14 protein-coding genes are annotated in these 13,145 nt (G+C 45.1%); 10 read left to right on the forward strand and 4 right to left on the reverse strand.

Annotated elements, in window-relative coordinates:
* Positions 1-59 precede the first annotated feature (59 nt).
* Positions 60-212, reverse strand: a complete 153-nt coding sequence (locus NLX67_RS13225; protein WP_156154012.1) for a hypothetical protein — start codon at positions 210-212, stop codon at positions 60-62.
* On the reverse strand, positions 181-618 hold the full coding sequence (locus tag NLX67_RS13230; protein ID WP_254312050.1) for an S-layer homology domain-containing protein: 438 nt from the start codon (positions 616-618) through the stop codon (positions 181-183). The genes NLX67_RS13225 and NLX67_RS13230 overlap by 32 nt, the downstream gene beginning before the upstream one ends.
* Before the next feature lie 168 nt (positions 619-786).
* On the opposite strand from NLX67_RS13230, the gene NLX67_RS13235 reads away from it, so the two are divergent.
* Positions 787-2,568, forward strand: coding sequence for an ATP-binding protein (locus NLX67_RS13235; RefSeq protein ID WP_052728406.1), 1,782 nt, complete (start codon positions 787-789; stop codon positions 2,566-2,568).
* 63 nt (positions 2,569-2,631) lie between these two features.
* Here the strand turns inward: NLX67_RS13235 and NLX67_RS13240 are convergent, their stop codons facing one another.
* Entirely contained in the window at positions 2,632-3,213 is a 582-nt protein-coding gene (locus tag NLX67_RS13240) for an LOG family protein (RefSeq protein ID WP_046179581.1), read from the reverse strand.
* Between the two features lie 304 nt (positions 3,214-3,517).
* Here NLX67_RS13240 and NLX67_RS13245 point away from each other — a divergent pair, with 304 nt between their 5' ends.
* The 3 genes from NLX67_RS13245 (at position 3,518) to NLX67_RS13255 (ending at position 5,505) form a co-directional block, all read left to right on the forward strand.
* Entirely contained in the window at positions 3,518-3,937 is a 420-nt protein-coding gene (locus tag NLX67_RS13245) for a VOC family protein (protein WP_046179580.1), read from the forward strand.
* A 224-nt stretch (positions 3,938-4,161) separates the two neighbouring features.
* Positions 4,162-4,992 (forward strand): KPN_02809 family neutral zinc metallopeptidase, encoded by an 831-nt coding sequence (gene ypfJ, locus NLX67_RS13250; protein ID WP_254312051.1) that lies wholly within the window; start codon positions 4,162-4,164, stop codon positions 4,990-4,992.
* Positions 4,993-5,187: 195 nt separating this feature from the next.
* A complete protein-coding gene (locus NLX67_RS13255) occupies positions 5,188-5,505 on the forward strand; it encodes a thioredoxin family protein (protein ID WP_254312052.1) in 318 nt (105 codons plus the stop codon).
* Positions 5,506-5,547: 42 nt separating this feature from the next.
* Here the strand turns inward: NLX67_RS13255 and NLX67_RS13260 are convergent, their stop codons facing one another.
* Positions 5,548-5,979: a DUF1284 domain-containing protein gene (locus NLX67_RS13260; RefSeq protein WP_254312053.1), complete on the reverse strand. Its 432-nt coding sequence runs from the start codon at positions 5,977-5,979 to the stop codon at positions 5,548-5,550.
* A 361-nt stretch (positions 5,980-6,340) separates the two neighbouring features.
* Here NLX67_RS13260 and fdhA point away from each other — a divergent pair, with 361 nt between their 5' ends.
* The 6 genes from fdhA to gntK all read left to right on the forward strand — a co-directional run bounded on the left by fdhA (position 6,341) and on the right by gntK (position 13,127).
* Entirely contained in the window at positions 6,341-7,558 is a 1,218-nt protein-coding gene (fdhA, locus tag NLX67_RS13265; protein WP_254312054.1) for a formaldehyde dehydrogenase, glutathione-independent, read from the forward strand.
* A 358-nt stretch (positions 7,559-7,916) separates the two neighbouring features.
* Positions 7,917-8,351: a MarR family winged helix-turn-helix transcriptional regulator gene (locus NLX67_RS13270; protein WP_046179614.1), complete on the forward strand. Its 435-nt coding sequence runs from the start codon at positions 7,917-7,919 to the stop codon at positions 8,349-8,351.
* Positions 8,352-8,476: 125 nt separating this feature from the next.
* Complete coding sequence (locus NLX67_RS13275; protein WP_046179575.1) at positions 8,477-9,508, forward strand: NADH:flavin oxidoreductase/NADH oxidase; 1,032 nt, start codon at positions 8,477-8,479, stop codon at positions 9,506-9,508.
* Between the two features lie 186 nt (positions 9,509-9,694).
* Positions 9,695-10,480, forward strand: coding sequence for an enoyl-CoA hydratase (locus NLX67_RS13280; RefSeq protein WP_254312055.1), 786 nt, complete (start codon positions 9,695-9,697; stop codon positions 10,478-10,480).
* Between the two features lie 72 nt (positions 10,481-10,552).
* Complete coding sequence (locus NLX67_RS13285; protein WP_254312056.1) at positions 10,553-11,272, forward strand: YebC/PmpR family DNA-binding transcriptional regulator; 720 nt, start codon at positions 10,553-10,555, stop codon at positions 11,270-11,272.
* 307 nt (positions 11,273-11,579) lie between these two features.
* The gene (gene gntK / locus NLX67_RS13290) at positions 11,580-13,127 is read left to right on the forward strand and encodes a gluconokinase (RefSeq protein WP_254312057.1); all 1,548 of its coding nucleotides are present in this window, start codon (positions 11,580-11,582) and stop codon (positions 13,125-13,127) included.
* Positions 13,128-13,145 lie beyond the last annotated feature (18 nt).

A 13,145-nucleotide genomic window follows, 5' to 3' on the forward strand; every position in this document is an offset into this window, starting at 1 on the left:
AAGCATGACTGCACCGCGGACCAAAGATTCAATTCTGCCGATGTTTGGCGCATAGTAGATCAACGAGCCGTTTTGGTTGTTGAAGTAATAATTAATTCTCCCGTTCCATTCGGATTGAGGGGCCAGGACTGGCCTTCTGTAATCGGATATTTGAGCAGCTGTACGATTGAAACAGGTCCTTCAGATGTTAAATAGCTCGGCGCTGTCTTCATGCTCTGCCATCGGAGTTTCCGCTTTAACACTGCCTTCATACGTCTCCCAAACATTCCATCCGTTCGGTTCTGTGTCCGAAAAGGAATAGACAATTATGCCGACCTCATCCGCGCTGTATCTGTATACTTTGGTTTGATCCATTGCGTAACTCGGCTTCTCGACCTTGAATCGGTCATCTAAAGCACGGGCCAAGAAGTCAGAAAATTGACCGCGCATAACGGGTTCATCCGGCCTGAAGGTAGAATCCGAAGAGCCGGAAATAATCCGTTCGTTTTTCAAAAACATCATTTCTTCATAAAATGGACTCGTTGCCCGAAGATCTGTAAAGCTTGCTGCCTTTGAATCGATAATGAATGCGCTGAAAAACAAAACAAATGCAGCCGCAAGCGGGAGAGTTCTTTTCATTGGAAGCTCCCCAATAGGACATCTTCCCCTACTTTCATTCCCTTTCTTTTTCTACAAAAAACATAATGATTTAAGTATTCTGACATTTATTTTTTTAGAAAAACATTCGAAATATTGCCTTCTTTCCTGTACGATGAAAAAAACTAATTAAATTTTAAAGGTGATCGCATGGCATTTTTACTCATGATCTTTTTCAGCCTTATTCCGCTGACCGCTGTTGTGATTTTATTCCGGATAAAACATCAGCGAATCACATACCCTCTTGCTATTTTTTATTGTGCCGTTTGTATGTGGCAGCTCAGCATTACTGTATTATACGGAGAAGGCTGGATAGAGCAGGAAACGATTGAGCGCTTATTCCGCTTTTTTAGAATTGGCACAGTTATTTTTGCGCCGCTGCTGTTTTATATGATTTATCAGCTGCTTTTTTTTGAGGAGCTGAAATTATCGCCTCGCAAAAAAAGGTTTTTAAAAAAGATTGTGAATCGCTCTACGTATATAGGTCTTTTAATATGGAGTATAGGTGTATACTTGATCGGTTGGACATCACTAGGCATTGCTGACTTTGAGCGGCATTCCATCGATCCATTTAAAGAGGTCTTTTATTACCCGCTGCCTGGTGCACTTGGCTGGACTTTTTCCATTCATGTGCTGCTTATTTTTGCAGTTGATCTGCTGGCTATTTATTTAACATCTAGGATAGTGGATAAACACCGCCGTACATTTTTGCTGATCTTTTTTATTTCTCTTTTTTTGGCCTACTCATTTGGCATTGTAAATCTATCACCGGACAGTCCATTGTTTCAAGCAACTTTAGCGCTCATCATTTTGGTTATGGGTATCTTTACGGCTAATGTGAAAATGAATTATGACAGGATGGAAGAAGTAAATGAGCAGCTGCTCATCCAGCAGTTATTTCTACGAAAGGTGATTGATGCCAATCCGAATTTTATTTATGCAAAAGATCAAAAAGGCCGTTATTCTATGGTGAATGCTGCATTGGCCGATTTATATAATACGACACCTGAGCAAATGATTGGGAAAAGTGAACAGGATTTTAGTTCGTTCCTTGATTATGCCGAAAAAGCGGTAAAAGAAGATCTTTCTTTGCTTAAGCACAACAAACGGCTAGTAAAGGAAAAGCAGTATTTATACGTTAATGAGGATCGCGTGTACACGGTGCAAATGACAAAAAAGCCAATTTTCTTTTCTGAAAGTCATAAAGAACTGCTCTGTGTAGCGAATGATGTGACCGAGATGGAACAGAAAGAAGAGTATATTCGCAGAACGGAAAAAATGAACATTGTTGGGGAGCTTGCGGCGGGTGTTGCCCACGAAATTCGAAACCCGCTAACGTCCTTAAAAGGATTTGTGCAATTGATTGAACAGGAATCTTCAATTGATCCGATGTATACAACGATTATGATGGATGAGCTAGAGCGCATCCACTTTGTCTCCAGTGAGCTTCTTGTGCTGGCGAAGCCTGAAATGGCGGTCAAAAAAACGATCTCACTGAAGGACTTAATGCAGGATGTGGTGGGGCTTCTGAATATGCAGGCAATGATAAAAGATGCAACCATTCAAATGGAGTCTTTTTCTGAAGATATGCTTCTTACAGGAAACGCGAACCAGCTAAAGCAAGTGTTCATTAATATTTTGAAAAACGCAATCGAAGCCTCTCCAGATAACGCTATCATTATGATCTACCCAAGAAAAGAAAAAGGCATGTTTTCCATAGCCATTGTGGACCACGGGGTTGGCATGCCGCAAGAGCGGATCGCCAAGCTTGGGGAGCCTTTTTATACAAATAAGGAAAAAGGAACCGGACTTGGTCTCATGGTAAGCCTGCGAATTATTAAGGAACACGGCGGTGACATTTTGTTTGAAAGTGAGGAAGGGAAAGGGACAACCGTAACGGTGTCTTTGCCGGTTCAAGGGAATGAGGAATAGTTGATTATTGAAGAAATAAAGTGAAAAAGCATGTCTTCCATCACAGGGAGCATGCTTTTTCGTTTATACGGTTGTCTCTGTTTCATGTGTTTTGACTGAAGGCGGTGTGTAAGTATGAAATGTTTCCAGTAATCGCTCAGGCGACTTGTCCACAAGAAGCATCGTCCGGTACTGCTCCTGCAAAAAACGCTCATCCGTCATATGATCAAAAAAGGAAACGAGCGGGTCAAAATAACGCGCGACGTTTAAAAGGCCAATGGGTTTTTGATGAAGGCCGATCTGCGCCCATGTAAAAACTTCGAAAAACTCTTCCATCGTACCGGCGCCTCCTGGCAGCACAATAAATGCGTCGGCCAGCTCCGCCATTTTTGCTTTTCGCTCGTGCATCGAGCCAACAATGTGCAGCTCGGTTAGCTGTGTGTGGGCAATTTCCCGCTCCTCCAGCAATGTTGGAATAACGCCAATTGCTTCGCCGCCATTCTGTAAAACGGCATCGGCGACCGTGCCCATCAACCCGGTGCTTGATCCGCCGTATACAAGTCCAATCCCTTGCGCTGCTAATGTTTGGCCAAGTAAAGCAGCTCCAGCCTTATATTCTATCGAGGCCCCGTCGGCCGAGCCGCAAAAAACCGCAATTCGCTTCATTGCACATCCTCATTTCTATTCGAATTCTACTTCAATTATACTGTTTTTCACAGCAGAAAAGAACGGAAAACGGGAAGTATGTTTACCTGCAAGTGGAATCGCCGAATACACTTGTTTTCATTCATTCGTTCGCGGATACAAAAGGAAAGACGATCCGCGCAAGAAAGCATTAAACAGGGATTTGCCGGGACACTTGCGCAGCTTGAGGCGTATATCTTGAAACAAAAGAAGGGTGTTAATAAAGGAAATATAAAGAAAACAGAGAATATATAACGTGAAACAAAAAATAAACAGAGGGTGAAAAATGGGCATGCAAGCAGACAAAATTTTCGTCAATTTACCAGTAAAAGATTTGCAAAAGTCAATGGCGTTTTTCTCGGAAATCGGTTTTGAATTTAATCCTCAATTTACAGATGAAAACGCGGGATGTCTGGTAATCAGTGATCATATTTTTGTCATGCTGCTCGTTGAAGAGTTCTTTCAATCTTTTACGAAGAGAAAGATTGCTGATACATCCGCGAGCACAGAAGTCATTATCGCGCTTTCGGCAAGCAGCAGAGAGCAGGTAGATGAAATCGTTCAAAAAGCATTGGCAGCCGGCGGGAAAGCGGCAAATGATCTGATCGATGAAGGTTTTATGTACGGTGGGAGTTTTCAAGATATCGATGGTCATATGTGGGAAGTCATGTGGATGGATGAAAATACAGCACAGCAAAGCGAATAATACTCGTATTAACATAAAGAAAATCCGTCATTCTTTCACATATGTGAAAAGGTGACGGACTTTTTTGTACATAAAAAAACAAAAATGGATCATGCTGCTTTTTAATCTGTCATGATTCGAATGACATCGCAATGAAAGAAAATATTTTTCTTCCATCCGTCTAATTAAATCCTCCACTGGGTATAACACTAGTACGATAAGGTGTGGCTCGAGGAGGGAATGCGATGAAATGGCAGGGAAGAAGAGGCAGCTCGAATGTGGAAGACCGCCGGGGCATGGGCGGCAAAGCCGTTCTTGGCGGCGGTATTGGTGGAATCGGTCTTATTTTTGTTCTGATTTTTACGTTAATGGGCGGAGACCCATCGCAGCTGCTTGGAACGGGCAGCAATGAACCATATCAGGAAACCGAACAGGATCAGGAGCTTGCCGAGTTCGTATCGGTCGTGCTGGCGGATACGGAAGATGTCTGGACGGAAGTGTTTAAAGAAGAAGGCATGGTATATGAGAAGCCGGTGCTTGTGCTGTTTTCAGGCAGTGTGGATTCAGCCTGCGGAACGGCGACGTCAGCGGTCGGGCCGTTTTATTGTCCCGGCGACCAAAAGCTCTATATTGATTTAAGCTTTTATGAAGAGCTTCAAAATCAATTCCAGGCACCAGGTGACTTTGCGATGGCATATGTCGTCGCGCATGAAGTCGGGCATCACGTTCAGACGCTGCTTGGCACGTCACAGAAAGTGCATGCGATGCGGAATCGTCTAAGTGAAGAAGAGTATAACGAGTATTCGGTAAAGCTTGAACTGCAGGCTGATTATTACGCGGGTGTGTGGGCACAGCATGCTCAAGGGATGGGCGTGCTTGAAGAAGGGGATTTAGAAGAAGCATTGACGGCAGCAAGCGCTGTTGGAGATGACACGATTCAAAAACGCGCGCAAGGACACGCCGTGCCGGACAGCTTTACACACGGAACATCAGAGCAGCGGAAAAATTGGTTTTACCGCGGCTTTCAGTCAGGCAATTTAAAAAATGGCGATACGTTTAACGCGCAGGATTTATAATTTGCGCTAATTGGGCCGGTATATTTACAATAAGGGCGGTTTTTGGCGCGCTTGGGGCGGGAAAATGATTTACCGCCCTAACCGTATCAAATACCGCCTTTAAAATGAAAATATCGTCCCAAGTCTTCTTCTTTTTTCTTTATCCGAAAAAGGCGTATAATAGGCTGTACTTGAAAAAAGCTGGAGGGAACAAAAGTGGAAAAATTACAGTCCATGGAACAATTTGAGCAGTTGAAAAAAGAAGAGCGGATCGTATTTATGTTTTCAGCAGACTGGTGCCCGGACTGCCGGGTCATTGAGCCGATCTTGCCGGCAATTGAAGCGGATTATCCGGAATATCAATTTATTTCTGTAGACCGGGATGAATTCATTGATTTGTGCGGCAAACTGGACGTATTTGGCATTCCAAGCTTTGTGGCGTACCACAATGGAGAAGAAGCAGGCCGCTTTGTCAGCAAAGACCGGAAAACGCAGGAAGAAATTGAAGCGTTTTTGAATAGCTTGTCTGCTTAAGTATAGAACGTATAAACACCGTCTTGGAATAACAGACGGTGTTTATTTTTGTGAAATATTCCCCCGGCGAAGATTTTCAATGCCTTCTTTACAGACGCCGTATGAAAGCCACGAACAACCTGCGCATACATGATCGAGGTCATCCGCCTGAATCTTTTCAGCCGTTAATCGGACCAGCTCAGATTTGGAGTAGATACCACCTGGCTGGAGTCCGAGCTTGTTCAGCACCCGGCGATCCATTGAAGTAACATGATCTTCTGATTGGGGCCCTGCTGCACATACTGTTCCGCCGTTATGAGGACAGGCGGCGCATGCATCGTCTAGTAACATTTGTACTTGAATAGGAAAATCGATTGTTTCATCACGTATTTCTTTCACAATTTCAGTCATCGTATCGGCAAAAGTTTCGCTATATCCCATTCCTCTGAAGCCATGAACACACAAAAGGTGGTGTCCACGCAGCACTCTATTCATGTAAACCATTCCTCTCTTTTTGTTTACATTTCATTATAGCAAATATAGAATCTATGAAGAAAGCCAGCGAGACAGGAAACACCAGCTTTGGCTGCGAAAGGCTGGACAGACAGAATGATCAGAACAAATTTTTGAAATAAAATAGTTGTTTTGTCATTAATTTATAGAGAAGTGGGTATTCAAATAGGGTGAGAAATTTAAAATAGTGTTTCAGGAGGGGAACAAACAGTTTTTACACCAAAATATTGTGAATAAGCTGCTGGTCACTTACATGTTTTATGATTGATAAAATGAAAGCGCTTTTAAGTTTGTTCGAGTAATGATTTCACGGAAAAATTACAATAACAAAGGGGATTTTCAGATGACAGGTAATCGGGCGATTGCGTATATTGAGCCAGGCAAAGTACAGGTCCAGGATATTGCGTATCCTGATTTGGTGTTGCGGGATGGTCCTGGGGTTAACCCGCTTAACGTCGGGCGCAAGTGCGAACATGGCGTTATTTTAAAAGTAGTCACCACCAATATTTGCGGGAGCGACCAGCATATGGTGAGGGGCAGAACGACTGCGCCGAGTGGATTAATATTAGGACATGAAATTACCGGAGAGGTGATTGAAGTTGGCCGCGATGTGGAATTTATCCAAAAAGGGGATCTTGTTTCTGTACCGTTCAATATCGCATGTGGACGCTGCCGCAGCTGTAAGGAGCGGGACACGCATATTTGTGAAAATGTGAACCCGGATCGTCCAGGCTCAGCTTATGGTTACGTGGACATGGGCGGCTGGGTTGGCGGCCAATCGGAATATGTCATGGTTCCTTACGCGGATTTTCAACTGCTAAAGTTTCCGGATAAAGATCAGGCGATGGAAAAAATTCTTGATTTAACGATGCTGTCGGACATTTTTCCGACCGGGTATCACGGTGCGGTAAGCGCCGGTGTCAGAACAGGGTCAACGGTGTATGTCGCAGGTGCGGGGCCGGTTGGTTTGGCTGCGGCTCATTCAGCGCAGCTGCTTGGTGCCTCTGCTGTCATTGTGGGGGACTTGAACAGTGAACGGCTGGAACAGGCAAGAAGCTTTGGCTGTGAAACGGTCAACTTAAAGGAATACCCGAATCTGGATGAGCAAATTGCCCAAATTTTAGGTGTGCCGGAAGTAGACTGTGCGATTGACTGTGTCGGATTTGAAGCACATGGGCACGGGGCGTCTGCTGGAGAGGCACCTGCTGCCGTATTAAATTCGATTATGGAAGTGACCCGTGCAGGAGGGCGTCTCGGCATTCCAGGTTTATATGTGACCGGTGATCCGGGTGCAGCGACTGAGGATGCAAAGCATGGGACATTGAGGGTTCGATTAGGACTGGGCTGGGCGAAGGCGCATACATTTGTGACGGGTCAAACACCGGTTATGCAGTATCACCGTGATTTAATGAATTCTATCTTAAGCGGCAGGGCGCAAATCGCAAAAGCAGTCAATGCCACGCTTATTTCGCTGGATGAGGCACCAGCAGCTTATGCAGAGTTTGATCAAGGGGCTTCAAAGAAATTTGTCATTGATCCACATAACTCTGTCAGAAAATAAATGGCTAAAAGGCGTTTACGCTTGGCCGAAAAGAGCTGGATGAACAAAACCGGCTTTTCAGCGTAGATGCCCAATTGATAAATTGGCGGATCAGTACAATTTATGCGCTGAAACAATTAAAAAAATTGGATATAAAAAATCTCAGCAACAAGATGGATTGCCTCTGGAAAAGAGGCAGTCCTTTTTTTATTCATGGGTGACCGCATGACAACTGGAAAGAAGAGTGAAGGTTTTTTTCTTGTAACCGATTGCGGGAGAAACAATCTTTCGTATAATGAAAGAGCATACTAAATCTAGTATAATGGGAGAAACCTTTCACATCGGGACGATTATTTACACAGAAACAGGTGAATGTCAGATGGAAAATGATCAGAATGCCTTGCTGTTTAAAGGATGGCTTGGCCTGACCGCCATTCAGGCCACGGTTGCGCGAGAATTGGAGCGGGCGCTGCAGGAGCAGCACCAGCTTTCATTAAATGAATGTTATGTGCTGCTGTTTTTATCAGAAGCACCGGAGAGGAAATTGAAGTTGTATCAGCTGCAGGATATGGTAGGCTTAAGCCAAAGTGCGCTGTCCCGCCTCGTGAACCGATTGGAAGAAAAGAACTGCCGCGTTGTCAGGAGGCATAGCTGCGAAGACGACCGACGCGCTATTTACGCGTCTCTTACGAAAGAAGGAGAAGCAAAATTTAAAGCGGTTTTACAGACATTTTGTGCTACACTCGAAACGGCTTTTTCTACTTCATCCATTCAAAACGATCTGCAGTCAACAATCCAGCAATTGAAAAGATAAGCATGTTTAAAAGCTTTCCAACCCGGGAAAGCTTTTTTTATGTACGAGTTCGTTTCTTTGACAGTTACAAAACAAGATGATAATTTATATGCATGTGCATACATATATTAAAGGAGCTGAATTAAATGAAACATTTATTTACGCCTTATACAATTAAAGGACTTGAGCTGAAAAACCGTGTCGTGATGCCCCCGATGTGTCAATATTCAGTAACCGCAAAAGATGGGATCGCCAATGATTGGCACTATTTCCATTACGTAAGCCGTGCAATTGGCGGCACCGGTTTTATTATTATTGAAATGACCGATATCGAGCCGGACGGCCGTATTACCGATTATGATTTAGGTTTATGGTCAGATGAACAAGTCCCGGCGCTGAAGCGCATTATTGACGCCATCCATGACAACGGTGCGAAAGTGGCGATTCAAATCGCACATGCCGGACGTAAAGCAGAAGATGCGGCTGAGCCGGTTGCCCCATCTGCTATTGCATTTGATGAAAATTCGAAAACACCAAGAGCTCTTTCAACTGACGAAGTGAAAGAAATGGTAGAGAAATTCCGTGCTTCTGTCCGCCGCGCTGTCGAAGCGGGCGTAGATGCGATCGAACTTCACGGGGCACACGGCTATCTCATTCATCAATTCCAGTCGCCGTTTACAAATAAACGGACAGATGAATATGGACAGGAGTTAACGAAATTCGGCAAAGAAGTCATCGAAGCCGCAAAAAGTGAAATGCCCGCTGACATGCCGCTCATTATGCGTGTATCCGCTAAGGAATACGTTGATGGTGGCTACGGCATCGAGGAAAGTATTGCTTTTTCAAAAGAATACCAGGCAGCGGGTGTCGATATGTTCCACATTAGTGCTGGCGGCGAAGGTCCAATCGCGGCACATGGACGTCCAGGTACGCATGCCGCTTACCAGGTACCATTGGCACGAGAAATTAAAGAGGCTCTTAACGTACCGGTCATCGCTGTCGGCCGTTTGGATGAACCTGTTCTGGCAAACGCAGTGATCGGCAATGAAGAAGCGGACCTTGTGGCAGTTGGAAGAGGCATGCTGAGAAATCCGTACTGGACGCTTGAAGCAGCAGTGAAGTTAAATAAAGAAGCCGATATTCCGAAGCAGTATGTGGCTGGATTTCCAGGGAAATAAAAGAATTCGCTAAACTAAAAATAAGCGTTTGGACCAATGAAATGTTAATCGGTCCAAACGCTTTTTATTTTGTCTTACATTTAAAATACATGTCAATTATGATAATTAAAATAATGAATGAATACTCATTTATTTTCCTGTACAATAAAATAGAAGCGCTATTATTTTGATAGGAGTGAAGCTGGAATGGAAAAATTTTCTTTGATTAACGTAAATGTAATAAAAAGTGTGGCGTATGTAACCATCGAAAATCCGCCGGTAAATGCGCTGAATGCGATGGCACTTCGGGAAATGGAACAATGTATCGACCGATTAAATAGTGATTCGTCTGTAAAAGCTGTTATTCTAACCGGCTCGGGTACCTTTTTTATTGCTGGGGCAGACATTAAAGAGTTCACTCATTTGTTTGGACAGGAAGAACTCGCGGAACAAGCGGCATTAAAAGGCCAGGCGCTTTATAATAAAATCGAACAATCCGAAAAACCGATTATTGCGGCGATTAACGGTGCGTGCCTTGGCGGCGGGCTGGAGCTGGCGATGAGCTGCCATATGCGGATTGCGGCAAATGAAGCGAAACTCGGCCTTCCGGAAACGAAGCTTGGCATTATTCCGGCATACGGCGGAACACAGCGTCTTGCCCGGTTAACGAACACAGCGAAAGCATTGGAACTTATTTTAACCGGCCAATTTATCGATGGGCGGGAGGCTGAAAAAATTGGATTAGTAAATCATTCTGTCGATGCAGATCAGCTTCTCCAAAAAGCAGCGGAAATTGCGGCATCCATTACCCAAAAAAGCAGCTTATCCGTAAAAGCAGTGCTAGAATCTGTTTTAACCGGCATTGATCTGCCGCTTGAGGAAGGGCTGGCACTTGAAGCAAAGCATTTTGGTAAACTATTTGGCACAGAAGATACAAAAGAAGGCGTCACCGCATTTATTGAAAAACGTCCGGCTGCATTTAAAGATCGGTAAATCCGCTTTGTACGGTACTCTTCGTTTATTGTATAATAAACATAGATTGAAAATGGAAAGCGAGTGTTCAGTTTGGGACGTAAATGGAATAACATTAAAGAAAAAAAAGCATCAAAAGATGCCAATACAAGCCGCATTTATGCAAAATTCGGACGTGAAATTTACGTAGCGGCAAAGCAGGGTGAACCGAACCCGGAAAGCAACCAGGCGCTTCGGATGGTGCTGGAGCGCGCGAAAACGTACAGCGTGCCGAAAACGATCATTGACCGGGCGATTGAAAAAGCAAAAGGTGGCGCAGAAGAAAGCTATGATGAGCTTCGTTACGAAGGATTTGGTCCTGGCGGCTCGATGGTCATTGTGGATGCGCTAACGAATAACGTCAACCGTACGGCGTCTGATGTACGTGCTGCATTTGGGAAAAACGGCGGCAACATGGGTGTCAGCGGCTCGGTAGCGTATATGTTTGACGCGACAGCTGTGTTTGGTCTTGAAGGAAAAAATGCAGATGAAGTATTAGAGCTATTAATGGAAGCGGATATTGACGTGCGCGACGTCCTTGAAGAAGATGAAGTGGTCATCGTCTATGCGGAACCCGATCAATTTCATGCAGTACAGGAAGCACTGAAAGAAGCAGGTGTGACGGAGTTTACGGTTGCAGAACTGACGATGCTTGCACAAAATGACGTCACATTATCAGAAGACGATCAGGAGCAGTTTGAAAAAATGATCGATGTGATTGAAGATTTAGAAGACGTTCAGCAGGTGTATCATAACGTCGATTTAGGTGAATAAGAGCGGAAGCGGTATGAGTGGACATAAAATTGTTCGAAAAGAGAGCTGTTTTGATGCTTCGGCATGGAAATGGCTTTTTTATTGTGGGGAAAATTTTACAAACAGATCATATATGATTCCCCTTGTCTCGATTTTGTTAAATAGGGTTTCAAGTGTATTCTTAAGAAGAAGGAAATATTGCTCATTTAGTCTTAACGTTCCTTGGCCATCCGTTTGTGGCGTTATCGATAGCTGCATTGGCCTTGTCAGTTTTACGGTTTGGTTTATCATTGGCATGATTATTGGCTATTAACGAAAGGGTGAATGGATGATGGGATTTTTATATACGATGGGGATTGATATTGGCACGACGAGCACAAAGGCCGTTATCTTTAAAAAGGACGGCGCGTTTGTGCACCGGGCCGGGGTGGAATATCCGCTTCATACGCCAGAGCCTTCCGCTGCGGAGCAGGATCCGAATGTAATCTTTCGGGCCGTGCTGACGTCGATCCGTACGTGTATAGAAGGAAGCGGCGTACCGGAACAGGATATCGGCTTTTTATCCTTTTCATCCGCCATGCACAGCGTTATTGCGGTGGACGAAGAAGGGCGGCCGCTGACGCCGTCCATTACGTGGGCAGACAGCCGCAGCACGAAATGGACGGAAAAGCTTAAAAACGAGTGGAACGGGCACGAGATTTATCTGCGGACCGGGACACCCATTCATCCGATGGCGCCTTTATCGAAAATTATTTGGCTTCGCGAAGAATTTCCGGAACTTTTCCGGCAGACGGCGAAATTTCTTTCCATTAAAGAGTACATTTTTTATCGGCTGTTTGGTGATTATGTAATCGATTATTCAATCGCCTCCGCGACAGGAATGTTCAACCTGGAAAAGCTGGATTGGGATAAAGAAGCGCTTCAAATCGCCGGCATTGACGCAAAACGTTTGTCAAAGCCGGTTTCAACGACACACGTTGTCCGCGGCATGGCGCCGGGCTTCGCGGTGGAAGCCGGTATTCGGACAGATATGCCGGTTGTGATCGGTGCGAGCGATGGGGTGCTTTCGAACTTAGGAACAGGCGCCATTAAACCGGGGGACGTTGCTGTTACGATCGGAACGAGCGGGGCGATCCGGGCGGTCACGAATAAACCGGTCACTGATCCGAAAGGGCGCATTTTCTGCTATGCACTGACGGAAGATCATTGGGTTATTGGCGGGCCAGTGAATAATGGCGGCATGATTTTCCGCTGGGTTCGGGATGAACTGGGCGCTGCAGAAACAGAAACGGCCAAACGGCTTGGAAAAGATCCATATGATGTGCTGACGGAAATTGCCGCGCGTATTCCGGCGGGAAGCGAAGGACTCTTGTTTCATCCATATTTCTCCGGTGAACGCGCGCCGCTTTGGAACGCGGACGCACGCGGATCATTTTTCGGGCTCGCGCTGCATCATAAAAAAGAGCACATGATCCGCGCAGTGCTTGAAGGAATTTTGTACAACCTTTATACGGTGCTTCTTGCGCTTGAAGAGCTGACCGGCGAGCCGCAGCGCATTCTGGCGACTGGCGGCTTTGCGCAGTCGGACTTTTGGCGCCAAATGATGGCCGATGTGTTTGACCACCCGGTAATTGTGCCGGAAAGCTTTGAAAGCTCCTGCTTTGGCGCGGTACTGCTTGGATTATATGGACTTGGGGAGATTGATTCACTCGACGTTGCCGCAGACGCAAGCGGTACTGTGTTTGAGCATGTACCAAATAAAGCAAACAGCGATGTCTATCGCGAATTAATTCCGTCTTTCATCCGGATCGCCAGATTTTTAGAGCCGGAATATAAAACAATCGCTGATTTTCAGCGTAGGCTGTCCTCGAAATGAGGACAGCTTTTTTGTATA

The sequence above is a fragment of the Domibacillus sp. A3M-37 genome (assembly GCF_024213455.1).
In the GTDB taxonomy this organism is placed as follows: domain Bacteria; phylum Bacillota; class Bacilli; order Bacillales; family Domibacillaceae; genus Domibacillus; species Domibacillus tundrae.